The 14,947-nt window shown below is 68.0% G+C and carries 14 protein-coding genes; 10 read left to right on the forward strand and 4 right to left on the reverse strand.

Annotation, left to right across the window (positions count from 1 at the left end; genetic code table 11):
* The first annotated feature begins 12 nt into the window (after positions 1-12).
* Positions 13-273, forward strand: a complete 261-nt coding sequence (locus ACYJSS_RS13940) for a hypothetical protein (RefSeq protein ID WP_236204727.1) — start codon at positions 13-15, stop codon at positions 271-273.
* Positions 274-279: 6 nt separating this feature from the next.
* Here the strand turns inward: ACYJSS_RS13940 and ACYJSS_RS13945 are convergent, their stop codons facing one another.
* The gene (locus tag ACYJSS_RS13945; protein WP_236204728.1) at positions 280-1,269 is read right to left on the reverse strand and encodes an NAD-dependent epimerase/dehydratase family protein; all 990 of its coding nucleotides are present in this window, start codon (positions 1,267-1,269) and stop codon (positions 280-282) included.
* 177 nt (positions 1,270-1,446) lie between these two features.
* On the opposite strand from ACYJSS_RS13945, the gene ACYJSS_RS13950 reads away from it, so the two are divergent.
* Entirely contained in the window at positions 1,447-2,505 is a 1,059-nt protein-coding gene (locus ACYJSS_RS13950) for a saccharopine dehydrogenase family protein (protein WP_236204729.1), read from the forward strand.
* A gap of 1 nt (position 2,506) precedes the next feature.
* Here ACYJSS_RS13950 and ACYJSS_RS13955 read toward each other — a convergent pair whose 3' ends face one another.
* The gene (locus ACYJSS_RS13955) at positions 2,507-3,403 is read right to left on the reverse strand and encodes a LysR family transcriptional regulator ArgP (protein ID WP_236204787.1); all 897 of its coding nucleotides are present in this window, start codon (positions 3,401-3,403) and stop codon (positions 2,507-2,509) included.
* 91 nt (positions 3,404-3,494) lie between these two features.
* On the opposite strand from ACYJSS_RS13955, the gene ACYJSS_RS13960 reads away from it, so the two are divergent.
* From ACYJSS_RS13960 to ACYJSS_RS13975, 4 genes are all read left to right on the forward strand, one after another.
* Positions 3,495-3,902 carry an ACT domain-containing protein gene (locus ACYJSS_RS13960; protein ID WP_111263064.1) on the forward strand — a complete coding sequence of 136 codons (408 nt, stop codon included), beginning with the start codon at positions 3,495-3,497 and terminating at the stop codon, positions 3,900-3,902.
* A 3-nt stretch (positions 3,903-3,905) separates the two neighbouring features.
* Positions 3,906-4,508: a LysE/ArgO family amino acid transporter gene (locus ACYJSS_RS13965; RefSeq protein WP_111263063.1), complete on the forward strand. Its 603-nt coding sequence runs from the start codon at positions 3,906-3,908 to the stop codon at positions 4,506-4,508.
* A gap of 205 nt (positions 4,509-4,713) precedes the next feature.
* Complete coding sequence (gene sodB / locus ACYJSS_RS13970; RefSeq protein ID WP_111263062.1) at positions 4,714-5,295, forward strand: superoxide dismutase [Fe]; 582 nt, start codon at positions 4,714-4,716, stop codon at positions 5,293-5,295.
* A 385-nt stretch (positions 5,296-5,680) separates the two neighbouring features.
* Positions 5,681-7,747, forward strand: coding sequence for a putative bifunctional diguanylate cyclase/phosphodiesterase (locus tag ACYJSS_RS13975; protein WP_111263061.1), 2,067 nt, complete (start codon positions 5,681-5,683; stop codon positions 7,745-7,747).
* A 177-nt stretch (positions 7,748-7,924) separates the two neighbouring features.
* On the opposite strand, the gene ACYJSS_RS13980 is transcribed toward ACYJSS_RS13975, so the two are convergent.
* Positions 7,925-8,836: an E3 ubiquitin ligase family protein gene (locus ACYJSS_RS13980; protein WP_236204731.1), complete on the reverse strand. Its 912-nt coding sequence runs from the start codon at positions 8,834-8,836 to the stop codon at positions 7,925-7,927.
* A complete protein-coding gene (locus tag ACYJSS_RS13985; protein ID WP_111263059.1) occupies positions 8,836-9,408 on the reverse strand; it encodes a LemA family protein in 573 nt (190 codons plus the stop codon). The genes ACYJSS_RS13980 and ACYJSS_RS13985 overlap by 1 nt, the downstream gene beginning before the upstream one ends.
* Before the next feature lie 201 nt (positions 9,409-9,609).
* Between ACYJSS_RS13985 and ACYJSS_RS13990 the strand changes: the two genes are divergently transcribed.
* The 4 genes from ACYJSS_RS13990 to ACYJSS_RS14005 all read left to right on the forward strand — a co-directional run bounded on the left by ACYJSS_RS13990 (position 9,610) and on the right by ACYJSS_RS14005 (position 14,771).
* A complete protein-coding gene (locus tag ACYJSS_RS13990) occupies positions 9,610-10,947 on the forward strand; it encodes an imelysin family protein (RefSeq protein ID WP_111263058.1) in 1,338 nt (445 codons plus the stop codon).
* 225 nt (positions 10,948-11,172) lie between these two features.
* On the forward strand, positions 11,173-12,600 hold the full coding sequence (locus ACYJSS_RS13995; protein ID WP_236204732.1) for a di-heme oxidoreductase family protein: 1,428 nt from the start codon (positions 11,173-11,175) through the stop codon (positions 12,598-12,600).
* A 10-nt stretch (positions 12,601-12,610) separates the two neighbouring features.
* On the forward strand, positions 12,611-13,675 hold the full coding sequence (locus ACYJSS_RS14000; protein ID WP_236204733.1) for an imelysin family protein: 1,065 nt from the start codon (positions 12,611-12,613) through the stop codon (positions 13,673-13,675).
* 1 nt (position 13,676) lies between these two features.
* Positions 13,677-14,771, forward strand: a complete 1,095-nt coding sequence (locus tag ACYJSS_RS14005; RefSeq protein ID WP_111263055.1) for a DUF1513 domain-containing protein — start codon at positions 13,677-13,679, stop codon at positions 14,769-14,771.
* Positions 14,772-14,947: the final 176 nt, after the last annotated feature.

Here is a 14,947-nt window from a genome sequence, read left to right on the forward strand (position 1 = left end):
GGGGGATTACGCGTGGAACTGACCAAAGCCGTACTGGACTGCATGCAAACCCTGCGTCGGCAGATTCGCGAGGAGCAGGCGCTGGACATCCGTCTCAGCCAGCCCGACGCCATCCAGTCGATGCTCAAGGCCTGCGCCGAGTCGCGACAGGAAAGCATCATCAGCCTGGGCGAACGGCTCAGCGAACTCACCGGCATCCGCGTGAAGAAGGAGCTGAGCGAGGAAGAGCTGATCCGCAAGTACACCCAGTACGCCGGCCCGCTGCGCGGCTGAGCCGCCTCAGGGCTGCTGGGCCTTCCACCAGGTGCAGAACTCGTCCAGCGCCGACCAGACGCTGGCCGTGGGGTCGTACTCCAGGTAGTGCCGCGCGCGGCTGATGTCGAGGGAGAAATCCCGCGCCATCACCGCCACGCCGAGGCGGAACAGCGAAGGTTCCGGGCGCCCCGGCAGCAGCTTGCAGACGGTCTCGTTGAGGGTCGCCGCCGCGTGGGCGATGGCGAAGGGCATGTGCCGGGTCACCGGTGGCAGGTCGAGGCGGCGCAGCACGTAGTTGACCACGTCCCACAGCGGCACCGGCTGGCCGTTGCTGATGTTGTACACCTTGCCCAGCGCCGGCCCCGCCGCCAGCAGGCCGCTCAGCAACACCTCGTTGAGGTTGTGCACGCTGGTGAAGTCCACCTTGTTCAGGCCGTTGCCGATGATCGCCAGGCGCCCCTTGCGCTGCATCTCGATCAGCCGCGGGAAGATGCTGGTGTCGCCGGCCCCGGTGACGAAGCGCGGGCGGAAGGCGATCACTTCCAGGCCGAATTCCTCGGCGGCGAACACCTTCTGCTCGGCCAGGTACTTGGTGGCGCCGTAGTGGTCGGAAAAGCGCTTGGGCACCTGCTCCTCGCGGATGCCAACGTGGGAGCGACCGTCGAAATAGATGGAGGGCGAGGACAGGTGCACCAGGCGCCGCACCTTCCGCTTCAGGCAGGCTTCGACCATGTTCTCGGTGACTTCGACGTTGGCCTGGTAGAAATGCTGGTAGCTGCCCCAGACCCCCACCGCGCCGGCACAGTGCACCACGGCCTCGATGTCGTCGCAGAGGGCCAGCGCCAGCTCGGGGTCTGCCAGGTCGCCCTGGACGAATTCAGCGCCGCGCCGCACCAGGTGCTCCACCGCTTCGGGGCGACGGCCATTGACCCGCACCGCCAGGCCCTGCTCCAGCGCGAAACGGGCGAAGCGCCCGCCGATGAAGCCGCTCGCCCCCGTTACCAGAATCTTCATTGCTCATCCCCCCGGTGTTCTCGTCATGCCTGCGACTCTAGCAGCGCGGGCCCGGCGGCGCCGTGGCGTCGCGAGCCAGCGGCCCGACCTTGAAAGCCAAGACGCCCAACCTAGGTCCGGCATCACGTGGCGGAGAGACGGCTAGTCTTGTCGACCACATCAACGAGGAGATACGGCATGGGCGATTCAGCCTGGATGATCTACGGCGCCAACGGCTACACCGGCCGCCTGGTAGCCGCCGAAGCGGTGCGCCAGGGACTGGCGCCCATACTGGCCGGGCGCAACGCGCAAGAGGTGGAGCGCATCGCCGCCGAGCTGTCGCTGCCGGCCCGCACCTTCGACCTGGCCGACCCGCTGGCCAGCCGTGCGGCACTTTCGGGGGTCACGGTCGTGGCCCATTGCGCCGGCCCCTTCTCCGCCACCAGCGCGCCGATGATCGAGGCATGCCTGGCCAGCGCCAGTCACTACGTCGACATCACCGGCGAGATCGCCGTGTTCGAGCAGGCCCGCGCCTACGACCTGCTGGCCAGGGAGGCGGCCCTGGTGATCTGCCCGGGCGTCGGCTTCGACGTCATTCCCACCGATTGCGTGGCGGCCTGCCTGAAGCTGGCGCTGCCGGATGCCAGCCACCTGGCACTGGGCTTCGACACCGGCAGCGGCTTGTCGCCGGGTACCGCCAAGACCTCGGTGGAGGGGCTGCGCCTGGGCGGGCAGGTACGCCGGGATGGCGAGCGGGTCGGGGTGCCCCTGGGCTATCGCCAGCGACGTATCGACTTCGGCCGTGGCGAGAAGAACGCCGTGACCATCCCCTGGGGCGATGTGGCCACGGCCTATTATTCCACCGGCATCCCCAATATCGAGGTCTACCTGCCGGCACCACCGGTGGCGGCCCTGGGCATGCGCCTGATCGACCCGCTGCGCGGCCTGCTGGGCGGCGCGGGGGCGCAGAAGTGGCTGAAGGGCCAGGTGGACAAGCGCGTGCGCGGCCCCGACCAGGCCACCCGTGAACGCCTGCGCACCTGGGTCTGGGGCGAGGCGCGCAACGCCGCCGGGGAAACCCGCACCGCGCACCTGGAAACCGCTAACGGCTACGAGGTCACCGTGCACGGCGTGCTGCTCGCCGTGCGCCACCTGCTCGCCTACAACGGGCCCGGGGGCTACCGCACGCCGTCGCTGCTGTTCGGCGAGCGCTGCGTGGAGCAGTTGCCGGGCAGCGGGCCCATCCGCATCGCCTGAATCAGGCCTGCACCAGCCAGCGGGCACCGGCGTGGGCCAGGTGCTCGGTGAGCTGGGCGAGCAGCTCGCCACCATGGCGCCAGTGGTGCCAGTAGAGCGGCACGTCGATGGGGCGCCCGGGAATCAGCTCGCGCAGCTCCCCCCGCGCCAGCTGGCCTTCCACCTGGTGCTCGGGCACCAGCCCCCAGCCCAGGCCGCCTTCGGTAAGGCGCACGAAGCCCTCGGACGACGGGCAGAGGTGATGGGGGAAGCTGCCGGCGACGCCCAGCGACTCCATGTAGCGGTGCTGGAGCAGGTCGTCGGGCCCGTAGACGATGGAAGGCGACCGGGCCAGCGCCGCCGGCGTGACGCCCTCGGCGAAATGCCGGGCGATGAAGGCCGGGCTGGCCAGTGCGCGATAGCGCATGGCGCCCAGGGGAATGCTGCGGGCCCCTGCCACCGGCCGCTCGGCACCGCATACGCAACCCGCCACCTCGCCGGCACGCATGCGCTTGAGGCCGACGTCCTGGTCTTCCACCACCAGGTCCATCAGCACCTCGTGGCGCGAGCAGAAGTCCGCCACCGCCCGCGCCCACCAGGTGGCCAGGGTGTCGGCGTTGATGGCGATGCGCAGGCGCTCGCGGGGGCCACCTTCGTCCAGGGCCGGCACCTGGGACTGCAGGTCGCGCTCCAGCAGGCGCACCTGCTGCACGTGGTTGAGCAGGCGGGTGCCGATATCGGTCGAGGTGGGCGGCGTGGCGCGCACCAGCACCGGCTGGCCGACCCGTGCCTCCAGCAGCTTGATGCGCTGGGACACCGCCGACTGCGACAGGCCGAGTACCTGCGCCGCGCGCTCGAAGCCGCCCTGCTCCACCACCGCCGCCAGGGCGGCCAGCAACTTGTAGTCGAACAAATCGATTTTCCTAATAGGGGATCAGCATGATTTGTTTTTCTTATACACGCCTCCTCCGCAGAATCGCCACATCTCCCCTTCGAACAGGACCCCCTCCATGGCCGGCGAAACCTCCCTCGCACTGCTGATCCGCAGCATGTCCCCGCATCTGAACGAGGGCGACTACGTGTTCTGCACCCTCACCGACACCCGCGCGCTGCAGGGCTGCGAGGCCGTCGGCAGCTTCCGCGAGCGCGAGGGACTGACCGTGATCCTGGCCCGCGAGGACGCCGATCGCCTGGGCCTGGCCTACGACTACGTAGCCGCCTGGATCACCCTGGAGGTGCATTCCTCCCTGGCCGCCGTCGGCCTGACCGCCGCCTTCGCCGGCGCCCTCGCCCAGGCCGGCGTCAGCTGCAACGTCATCGCCGGCTATTACCACGACCACCTCTTCGTCGCCCGCCGCGATGCCGAGCGTGCCCTCTCCACCCTGCGGGCGCTGGCCGCCAGCGCCGGGGAGGCCTGAGCCATGTGGCAGAGCTACGTCAACGGGATGCTGGTGGCGGCGGGGCTGATCATCGCCATCGGCGCGCAGAACGCCTTCGTCCTGGCCCAGAGCCTGCGCCGCGAGCACCACTTGCCGGTGGCCGCGCTCTGCGTGCTGTGCGATGCGGTGCTGGTCTGCGCCGGGGTCTTCGGCCTGGCCACGCTGCTGGCCCAGAACCCCACGCTGCTGGCCGTCGCGCGCTGGGGCGGCATCGCCTTCCTCAGTTGGTACGGCGCCAAGGCGCTGCTCCGGGCGCTCAACCCACAGACCCTGGACCAGGCGGCAAACGCCGGCCCGCGCTCACGCAAGGCGGTACTGCTGGCGGCCCTGGCGGTGACCCTGCTCAACCCCCACGTGTACCTGGACACGGTGCTGCTGATCGGCTCCCTGGGCGCCCAGCAGCCGGTGCCCGGTGCCTACGCCCTGGGCGCCGCCAGCGCCTCGCTGATCTGGTTCTTCGCCCTGGCCCTGGGCGCCGCCTGGCTGGCACCCTGGCTGGCCAGGCCGGCCACCTGGCGCCTGCTCGACTTCGGCGTGGCGCTGATGATGTTCGCCATGGCCGCACAATTGCTGAACGGTCTCTGAGCACGCCTTGTCGAACCCCTCAGGCACGATGCAAAGGCCCTGGCGCCGCGATTTCCACACGTTTGCTGCGTGGTTATGCCGCAGGGCCGATGCTATGATCCGGGCTTCGCGGCAAAAAAGAGTACAAACTCGCAGCCGCCTACCGGCCGCCCGTGAACGGCCCCGCGCCTCGCGCACAAATCCAGACCTGATGAAGGAGATAGACATGGCTTTCGAATTGCCGCCGCTGCCGTACGAGAAGAATGCCCTCGAGCCGCACATTTCCGCCGAGACCCTGGAATTCCACCACGACAAGCACCACAACACCTATGTCGTGAACCTGAACAACCTGGTTCCGGGCACCGAGTTCGAAGGCAAGAGCCTGGAAGAGATCGTCAAGACCTCGTCGGGCGGCATCTTCAACAACGCCGCCCAGGTGTGGAACCACACCTTCTACTGGAACTGCCTGAGCCCCAACGGCGGTGGCCAGCCCACCGGCGCCCTGGCTGACGCCATCAACGCCGCCTTCGGTTCCTTCGACAAGTTCAAGGAAGAGTTCAGCAAGACCTCCATCGGCACCTTCGGCTCCGGCTGGGGCTGGCTGGTGAAGAAGGCCGACGGCTCCCTGGCCCTGGCCAGCACCATCGGTGCCGGCTGCCCGCTGACCAGCGGCGACACCCCGCTGCTGACCTGCGACGTCTGGGAACACGCCTACTACATCGACTACCGCAACCTGCGTCCGAAGTACGTCGAGGCATTCTGGAACCTGGTCAACTGGGACTTCGTAGCCAAGAACTACGCTGCCTGAGACCCGCTCCAGCTTCACGAGAAGACCCGGCCCTGGTGCCGGGTCTTTTCATTTGCGCGCCCGGTGCGGACGCGCCCCGGTGCGAAGCTTGCAGGGCCATGGCGCTCGACGGCGCGCAGCCGGGCAAGCGGGCCTCGCCGTCCGCCGGATCGCCAAGGCATTCGCCCAGGCTGTGCCAGAATAAATCCGTCGAACGGCATTCAAGTAGGGAGGATGTGCACCGACACAGTGCGGGATGGGACAAGGTTCGTCCGCCCATGCGCCGGTAGAGGACCGGGCAAGGTGAAAATACCCGCATTTGCGTAATGGCCCTTTGACGGCTATCTCGTGTTTGCCAATACTCAAGCGGTCTGACGCCTACCGGCATCGAACAAGGAATCCCTACTTGAAGCTGGATCTCAAACACAGCTTGTCGCTGAAGTTGCTCCGCGTGGTGCTGATGTCCGCGCTGGTGGTCGGTGTGGTGCTGAGCTGCGCGCAGATTGTGTTCGACGTCTACAAGACACGTCAGGCGGTGGCCAACGACGCCCATCGCATCCTCGGCATGTTCCGCGATCCCTCGACCCAGGCCGTCTACAGCCTCGACCGGGAGATGGGCATGCAGGTCATCGAGGGCCTGTTCCAGCACGAGTCGGTCCGCTTCGCCGCCATCGGCCACCCCAACGAGCCGATGCTCGCCGAAAAATCGCGCCCGCTGATGGAGCTGCCGACGCGCTGGCTCACCGACGCGATCCTCGGCAAGGAACAGAACTTCACCACCCAGCTGGTGGGTCGCGGCCCTTACAGCGAGTACTACGGCGACCTCAACATCACCCTGGACACCGCGCCCTACGGCGAGGACTTCGTCATCAGTTCGGTGATCATCTTCATCTCCGGCGTGTTGCGCGCCCTGGCCATGGGCCTGGTGCTCTACTCGGTCTACCACTGGCTGCTGACCAAGCCGCTGTCGAAGATCATCGAGCACCTCACCAACATCAACCCGGACCGCCCCAGCGAACACAAGCTGCCCATGCTCAAGGGCAACGAGAAGAACGAACTGGGGCTGTGGATAAACACCGCCAACGAGCTGCTGGCCTCCATCGAGCGCAACACCCACCTGCGCCGGGAAGCGGAAAACAGCTTGCTGCGCATGGCCCAGTACGACTTCCTCACCGGCCTGCCCAACCGCCAGCAGCTGCAGCAGCAGCTGGACCAGATCCTCGATGATGCCGGCCGCCTGCAGCGCCGCGTCGCCGTGCTCTGCGTGGGGCTGGACGACTTCAAGGGCGTCAACGAGCAGTTCAGCTACCAGACCGGCGACCAGTTGCTGATCGCCCTCGCCGACCGCCTGCGCGGCCACAGCGGCCGGCTCGGCGCGCTGGCCCGCCTGGGCGGCGACCAGTTCGCCCTGGTCCAGGCCGATATCGAGCAACCCTATGAAGCGGCCGAACTGGCCCAGAGCGTGCTCGACGACCTCGAGGCGCCCTTCGCCCTGGAACAGCAGGAAGTGCGCCTGCGCGCCACCATCGGCATCACCCTGTTCCCGGAAGACGGCGACAGCACCGAGAAGCTGCTGCAGAAAGCCGAACAGACCATGACCCTGGCCAAGAGCCGCTCGCGCAACCGCTACCAGTTCTACATCGCCAGCGTCGACAGCGAGATGCGTCGCCGCCGCGAGCTGGAGAAGGACCTGCGCGAAGCCCTCAACCGCAACGAGCTGCACCTGGTCTACCAACCCCAGGTCGACTACCGCGACCACCGCGTGGTCGGCGTGGAGGCGCTGCTGCGCTGGCAGCACCCGCAGCATGGCTTCGTGCCGCCGGACCTGTTCATCCCCCTGGCCGAGCAGAACGGCTCCATCATCCCCATCGGCGAGTGGGTGCTCGACCAGGCCTGCCGCCAGCTGCGCGAATGGCACGACCAGGGCTTCAGCGAACTGCGCATGGCGATCAACCTCTCCACCGTGCAGTTGCACCACGCCGAGCTGCCGCGTGTGGTCAACAACCTGCTGCAGGTCTACCGCCTGCCGCCGCGCAGCCTGGAAGTGGAAGTCACCGAGACCGGCCTGATGGAGGACATCTCCACCGCCGCCCAGCACCTGCTGAGCCTGCGCCGCTCCGGCGCGCTGATCGCGATCGACGACTTCGGGACCGGCTACTCCTCGCTGAGCTACCTGAAGAGCCTGCCGCTGGACAAGATCAAGATCGACAAGAGCTTCGTCCAGGACGTGCTCGAGGACGAGGACGACGCCACCATCGTGCGTGCCATCATCCAGCTCGCCCGCAGCCTGGGCATGCAGGTGATCGCCGAAGGCGTGGAGACCCAGGAGCAGGAGGCGTACATCATCTCCCAGGGTTGCAACGAGGGTCAGGGCTACCTGTACAGCAAGCCCCTGCCCGCCCGCGAACTCACCGGCTACCTCAAGCAGGCGCGCCGCCTGACCAACGCCGCCTCCAACCCCGCGACGCTCTGAACCCGGACATGAAAAAGCCCGCCTCGATGGCGGGCTTTTTCATGGCTGTCGCGCGAGTCCTTGCGGGTCCGTGAGCGCCCTTCCCGGGCTGAAGCCCGGGCTACGGAACGACAGGGCACGGTGCCGTAGGTTGGCGCCGAGCGCAGCGAGGCCCAACGTGCAGGCCCAGGCAGAGGCTCACATCAGCCCCGTCACCTGCAGCAGGTACACAGTGGCCACCGCGCCGATGATGCACACGACAGCCCCGCCCAGAGCCTGCCAGTAGAAGGAGCGTGCCAGCACGTCCTCGCCATGGCTGGAGAGCAGGAAGGGTCGCGACTCGCCCGGCTTGCGCAGGTGGTTGACCGCCGGCGCGGCGCTGGTGGAACGGTGGCGGTCCTCGGCTTCCAGCTGGGCGGCGAGGCGTACGCGGTTCCACTCGGCCTCGTCCAGCTGGCCGTCGCCGTTGCTGTCGAAACGCTTCAGCAGCCCGGTGAAGTCGCTCTTCCATTCACGGATCACCGCGCCCTGCGCCGCCGTGCCATCGAAGCCCTGATGGCCGGCACCGGCGGTATGGAAATCGCCGATGGCGTAGAGCGGGCCGCCGACGTGCAGACGTTCCTCGGTGTAGCGGTACTCACCGCCCCCCAGCAACATGCCAAAGAAGCCGGCGTGCGCCGCTCCGTTGCGCGGGTGGCGCTGGTTGCCCTTCCACACCTCGCGGGTGGACGGGCGCACTTCGGCGCCGCGTGGGTCGATCAGGCAATTGCCGGTGCCATCGCCCAGCTGCAGCCACTGGTCGCTGGTGCCGCTCTCGATCACCCGCCAGCTCTTGTTCTTGCCGCTCTCCTGGTACTCCTCGATACGGAAGCGCCACCACAGGCAGGGCTTGCCGGTGAGCGGCGCCTGCAGCTGGCCGAGGGTGGATTCCTGGAGGACGCCATAGAGCTCGACATAGCCCTGGGCGGCGGAGCGGATCTTCGAGGTCGGCGTATCCAGCAGGAACCGCGCCTCGGACAGGCGCTTGAGGCACCACCAGCCGCCGCCGAAGAAGGCGCCGAGGCTGAAGGCCAGGCTCATCGCGAGCCCGGCGGCATCGCCACTGACCATCAGTTGAACAGCGACTTGAGGTCGACGTCGGCTTTCTCGGCCTCGCTGAACACCAGCAGCTCGGCGGGCTTGAAGCCGAACATGCGAGCCAGCAGCACGTCGGGGAACTGCTCGATGCGCACGTTATTGAGGTTCACCGCCTCGTTGTACAGCTCACGGCGGTCGGCGATGCCGTTCTCCAGCCCGCTGATGCGCTGCTGGAGGAACTGGAAGCTCTCGTTGGCCTTGAGCTGCGGGTAGTTCTCCGCCAGGGCGAAGAGTTGGCCGAGGCCCGCGCGCAGGCCGCTTTCGGCCTGGCCCAGGGCGCCGACGTCGCCACGCTCGCGGGCGCTGGCCACGGCGTTGCGGGCGGCGATGACGTTCTCCAGGGTGGTGCGCTCGTGCTGCATGTACTGCTTGCAGGTCTCCACCAGCTTGGGCAGCTCGTCGTGGCGCTGCTTGAGCAGCACCTCGATGTTCGACCAGGCCTTGGTCACCCCGTGCTTGAGGCGCACCAGGGCGTTGTAGAGCGTCACCGCGTAAGCGGCGACCAGCAGGGCAGCGACGATCAGGGCAACACTGGTCAGGGACATGCGGGCGGCTCCTTGGCTTCGATGGAACGTGACTGCTGGCATTCTAACGTCAGCCCGGCTGGCGCATAGAGACGGCGGGCACATCCCGCATCCAGGGGACGGTGCATCGGGCCTTTTCAAAAATGCAAATCTTTCGCATTATGTCGCGGTTTCTCGGGCGCAATTGCGCCACGTCCCCCACAACACGCAAAGGAATTCGCCATGAGTCGTATGCCCCTGGCTACTGCCAGCCTGCTTGCCATCGCCATCACCCTCGCCGGTTGCGGCGACGACAAGGACAAGGCCGCAGCACCGCAAGCCGCCGCTCCCGCAGCCGCCAGCAGCACCCCAGCCGCGACCGTAGCGAAAGTCGACGAAGCCGCCGCCAAGGCCGTGGTCAAGCACTACGCCGACCTGGCCCTGGCCGTCTTCAGCGACGCCCACAGCACCGCCGTCGACCTGCAGAAAGCCGTCGACGCCTTCATCGCCAAGCCCGGCGACGACACCCTGAAAGCCGCCCGTGAAGCCTGGCTGGCCGCCCGCACCCCGTACATGCAGAGCGAAGTCTTCCGCTTCGGCAACGCCGTCGTCGACGACTGGGAAGGCGGCCTCAACGCCTGGCCGCTGGACGAGGGCCTGATCGACTACGTCGCCAAGGACTACCAGCACGCGCTGGGCAACCCGGGCGCCACCGCCAACATCATCGCCAACAAGGAAATCCAGGTCGGCGAAGACAAGATCGACGTCACCGAGATCACCGGCGAGAAGCTCTCCAGCCTGAACGAACTGGGCGGCTCCGAAGCCAACGTCGCCACCGGCTACCACGCCATCGAATTCCTCCTCTGGGGCCAGGACCTCAACGGCACCGGCCCGGGCGCCGGCAACCGCCCGGCCACCGACTACGCCCAGGGCAAGGACTGCACCGGCGGCAACTGCGACCGCCGCGCCGCCTACCTGAAGGCCGCCACCGACCTGCTGGTCAGCGACCTGGAATACATGGTCGGCCAGTGGAAAGCCGGCGTCGCGGACAACTACCGCGCCAAGCTGGAAGCCGAGCCTGCCGAGTCCGGCCTGCGCAAGATGCTCTTCGGCATGGGCAGCCTGTCCCTGGGCGAACTGGCCGGCGAGCGCATGAAGGTCGCCCTGGAAGCCAACTCGCCCGAGGACGAGCACGACTGCTTCAGCGACAACACCCACAATTCGCACTTCTACAACGGCAAGGGCATCCGCAACGTCTACCTGGGCGAGTACAAGAAGGTCGACGGCACCACCCTGACCGGCCCGAGCCTGTCCTCCCTGGTGGCCAAGATCGACGCTGCGACCGACGCCACCCTGAAGGCCGACCTGGAAGCCACCGAAGCCAAGCTGCAGGTGCTGGTGGACAGCGCCGACAAGGGCGTGCATTTCGACCAGCTGATCGCCCCGGACAACGCCGAAGGCAACCAGATCGTCCGTGACGCCATCGCCGCCCTGGTCAAGCAGACCGGTGCCATCGAGCAGGCCGCCGGCAAGCTGGGCATCAGCGACCTGAAACCGGACAACGCCGACCACGAGTTCTGATCGACTCGTCCACGCGTCCCGCAAAGCGGATGCGGCCCATCGCCGCATCCGCTTTTTTCATGCCCGGAAATCCGTCTCTCGTCTCGCTGCAAGGCACGTCACGCCTGGGTTCCACCAGCCCCGCAGCTGCCAGCCGGACCCGCTATCACAAACGCAAATCCCTCTTATTTAATAGCCGTTCGCCTGCTAACATTGCCCGCCTGTTTTCCCCAGCCGGACCCGCCAATGCCCGTATCGTCGGCCCTCCGCCACCTGTCGCCGCTGTTGCTGGCCGTTGCCCTGGCCGGTTGCGACAAGCCTCCCCGCTTCACCCAGGCCGAACCCGGCGAGCAGCTTTCAGGCGGTGCCGCGACCATCAACCTGCATGACCGCAACGCCTTCTCCCAGGCCTCCGGCAACCTCACCCCGAGCCGTCGGCTGGACTTCAACGTCGGCAACAGCTTCTTCCGCAACCCCTGGGTGATCGCCCCCTCCTCCACCACTGCGAGGGATGGCCTGGGCCCGCTGTTCAACACCAACGCCTGCCAGAATTGCCACGTGAAGGACGGCCGCGGTCATCCGCCGGGCGTTCGCGGTGACAACGCCGTGTCGATGCTGGTGCGCCTGTCCATCCCCGCCGAAGCCAAGGCCGAGCACCAGCAGATGCTGGAGCGCCTGGGCGTGGTGCCCGAGCCGGTGTACGGCGGCCAGCTGCAGGACGTCGCCATCCCCGGCGTCGCGCCGGAAGGCAAGGTGCGCATGCGCTACGAAACCGTCCCGGTGACCCTCGCCGACGGCACCCGCGTGGAACTGCAGAAACCGATCCTGGAAATCACCCAGCTCGGCTACGGCCCCATGCACCCGCAGACGATGTTCTCCGCCCGGGTCGCCCCGCCGATGATCGGCCTGGGCCTGCTGGAGGCCATTCCCGAAGCCGCCATCCTCGCCAACGCGGGCGCCTCGAAGGACAAGCCCGCCGGCATCGTCGGCCGCCCCAACCGGGTCTGGGACGACGCCGCCGGCAAGACCGTGCTCGGCCGCTTCGGCTGGAAGGCCGGCCAGCCCAGCCTCAACCAGCAGAACGCCCACGCCTTCTCCGGCGACATGGGCCTGACCACCAGCCTGTTGCCCCACGACGACTGCACGCCCGCCCAGGTGGACTGCCTGAATGCCGTGAACGGCGGCGAGCCTGAGGTCAGCGACAACATCCTGCGCCTGGTGCTGTTCTACAGCCGCAACCTCGCCGTGCCCTCGCGGCGCGGGGTCAACGACCCGCAGGTGCTGGACGGCAAGGGCCTGTTCCACCAGGCCGGCTGCCAGGGCTGCCACACCCCGAGCTTCACCACCGGCAGCGATGCCGCCGAGCCGGAGCTGGCCAACCAGGTGATCCGCCCCTACAGCGACCTGCTGCTGCACGACATGGGCGAGGGGCTGGCCGACGGCCGCCCCGAGTTCCAGGCCAGCGGCCGCGACTGGCGCACCGCGCCCCTCTGGGGCATCGGCCTGACCCAGGCGGTCAACGGCCACACCCGTTTCCTCCACGATGGGCGCGCCCGCAACCTGCTCGAGGCCATCCTCTGGCACGGCGGCGAGGCCAAGGCGGCGAAACAGACCGTCATGCGCTATGACGCTGGACAGCGAGCCGCGCTGCTGGCATTCCTGAATTCCCTTTAAGGAGCCCTGCATGTTCAGACCCAAACTGCTCTTCACCAGCCTCGCCGCCCTGGCCCTGGGCGCCTGCGCCCCGCAGGACCCGCAGGCCCAGGCCACCGCCGCGCTGGCCAAGCAGGTGATCCTGCCCACCTACAGCCGCTGGGTGGAAGCCGACCGCGCCCTGGCCGCCAGCGCGCTGGCGTTCTGTTCCGGGAAGCAAGACCTGGCCAAGGCCCGTGCCGACTTCCTCGCGGCGCAGAAGGCCTGGGCCGAGCTGCAACCGCTGATGGTCGGCCCCCTGGCCGAGGGCAACCGCGCCTGGCAGGTGCAGTTCTGGCCGGACAAGAAGAACCTGGTGGGTCGCCAGGTCGAGCAACTGGTCAAGGCCAAGCCCGACATCGACGCCGCCGGCCTGGCCAAGTCCAGCGTCGTGGTCCAGGGCCTCTCCGCCTACGAATACATCCTCTTCGACAGCAACCTGGACCTCGCCGACCCGGAGCAGAAGGCGCGCTACTGCCCGCTGCTGGAAGCCATCGGCCAGCGCCAGCAGAGCCTCGCCGAGGAGATCCTCGCCTCCTGGAACAGCAAGGACGGCATGCTCGAGCAACTGAGCAAGTTCCCCAACCCGCGCTACGCCGACTCCCACGAGGCCGTCTCCGAGCTGCTGCGTGTCCAGGTCACCGCCCTGGACACCCTGAAGAAGAAGCTCGGCACGCCCATGGGCCGCCAGACCAAGAGCCAGCCGCAGCCCTACCAGGCCGATGGCTGGCGCAGCGACACCTCCCTGGCCAGCCTGGGCGCCAGCCTGCTCAGCGCCGAGCAGCTGTGGAACGGTGCCGACGGCAAGGGCATCCGCAGCCTGCTGGGTGACGACCAGAAGGCCCTGGCCGACAAGATCGACGGCGCCTACGCCGACGCCCGCGCCAAGCTGGAGGCCCTGCAGCCACCGCTGAGCACGCTGCTGCAGAGCGAGGAAGGCCTCAAGCAACTGAACGGCTTCTACGACAGCCTCGACGTGGTGCACCGCCTGCACTCCAACGAGCTGGCCCGCGTCCTCAACGTGCAACTGGGCTTCAACGCCAACGATGGTGACTGATATGTTCCGCCGCCAGGTACTCGCCCTCGGCAGCCTCCTGCTCGGCGCCGTGACGCTGGGCGGCTGGACCCTGAGCCGCCAGGGTCGCGACCCGCTGCTGCTCTCCGCCCGTGACGATGCCGATGGCGGCCACTACGCCGTCGGCTACCGCCTCGACGGCACCCAGGTGTTCGCCACCCGCGTGGCGCAGCGCTGCCACGACATCGTCGAACACCCCAGCGAGCCGGTGGCCCTGTTCGTCGCCCGCCGCCCGGGCACCGAGAGCTACCTGATCGACCTCACCGACGGCAGCCTGCTGCAGACGGTGCGCTCGCAGCCGGACCGCCACTTCTACGGGCACGGCGTGTTCCACAAGAGCGGCGAGTGGCTCTACACCACCGACAACGACACCACCGATCCCGGTCGCGGCCTGCTCGGCGTGTATGCCTACGCCGACCGCCGGCTGAGCTTCCAGGGCGAGCTGTCCACCCACGGCCTGGGCCCGCACCAGGTGTCCTGGATGCCGGACGGCGAGACCTTCGTGGTCGCCAACGGCGGCATCCGCACCGAGGCCGAGAGCCGCGTGGAAATGAACCTCCATGCCATGGAGCCCAGCCTGGTGCTGATGCGCCGCGACGGCAGCCTGATCAGCCGCGAGACCCTGCCCCAGCAGATGAACAGCGTGCGCCACCTGGCCATCGCGAGCGACGGCACCATAGTCGCCGGCCAGCAGTACATGGGCGATGCCGGCGACCATGCCGACCTGCTGGCGATCAAGCGCCCGGGCCAGCGCTTCCAGCCCTTCCCCCTGGCCGACGAGCAACGCCTGTCGATGGCCCAGTACACCGCCAGCGTCGCCATCCACGACGGACTGCGCCTGGTGGCCCTGACCGCCCCGCGCGGCAACCGTTTCTTCATCTGGGACCTGGACAGCGGCGCCGTGCGCCTCGACGCCCCGCTGCCCGACTGCGCCGGCGTCGGTGCGGTGAAGGACGGTTTCGTGGTCACCTCCGGCCAGGGCCGCTGCCGCTTCTACGACTGCCGCAAGGCGACGATCGCCGCCGCCCCCCTGCAGCTGCCCGCCGGGCTCTGGGACAACCACCTGCACCTCGCCTGACACCTGCATTTCGTCGCCGCGACCTCAACGAACGGTCACGGCGGCCGACCTATACTTCACCAGCCAACCCCTCCCTCCCACGTCCCTGAGGCGTAACTACATGTCCCTGCAAAACTCCCTGCGAGGCCAGCTCCTCGCGCTGTTGGGCGGCAGCCTGCTGCTGATCCTGGTCATCG

The sequence above is a fragment of the Pseudomonas sp. No.21 genome, assembly GCF_054558415.1.

Bases quoted from the DNA above. Each gene is read 5' to 3' on its own strand.
- ACYJSS_RS13945 (WP_236204728.1), bottom strand. From the start codon at position 1,269: ATGAAGATTCTGGTAACGGGGGCGAGCGGCTTCATCGGCGGGCGCTTC.
- ACYJSS_RS13950 (WP_236204729.1), top strand. From the start codon at position 1,447: ATGGGCGATTCAGCCTGGATGATCTACGGCGCCAACGGCTACACCGGC.
- ACYJSS_RS13960 (WP_111263064.1), top strand. From the start codon at position 3,495: ATGGCCGGCGAAACCTCCCTCGCACTGCTGATCCGCAGCATGTCCCCG.
- ACYJSS_RS13965 (WP_111263063.1), top strand. From the start codon at position 3,906: ATGTGGCAGAGCTACGTCAACGGGATGCTGGTGGCGGCGGGGCTGATC.
- sodB (WP_111263062.1), top strand. From the start codon at position 4,714: ATGGCTTTCGAATTGCCGCCGCTGCCGTACGAGAAGAATGCCCTCGAG.
- ACYJSS_RS13980 (WP_236204731.1), bottom strand. From the start codon at position 8,836: ATGGTCAGTGGCGATGCCGCCGGGCTCGCGATGAGCCTGGCCTTCAGC.
- ACYJSS_RS13985 (WP_111263059.1), bottom strand. From the start codon at position 9,408: ATGTCCCTGACCAGTGTTGCCCTGATCGTCGCTGCCCTGCTGGTCGCC.
- ACYJSS_RS13990 (WP_111263058.1), top strand. From the start codon at position 9,610: ATGAGTCGTATGCCCCTGGCTACTGCCAGCCTGCTTGCCATCGCCATC.
- ACYJSS_RS13995 (WP_236204732.1), top strand. From the start codon at position 11,173: ATGCCCGTATCGTCGGCCCTCCGCCACCTGTCGCCGCTGTTGCTGGCC.
- ACYJSS_RS14000 (WP_236204733.1), top strand. From the start codon at position 12,611: ATGTTCAGACCCAAACTGCTCTTCACCAGCCTCGCCGCCCTGGCCCTG.
- ACYJSS_RS14005 (WP_111263055.1), top strand. From the start codon at position 13,677: ATGTTCCGCCGCCAGGTACTCGCCCTCGGCAGCCTCCTGCTCGGCGCC.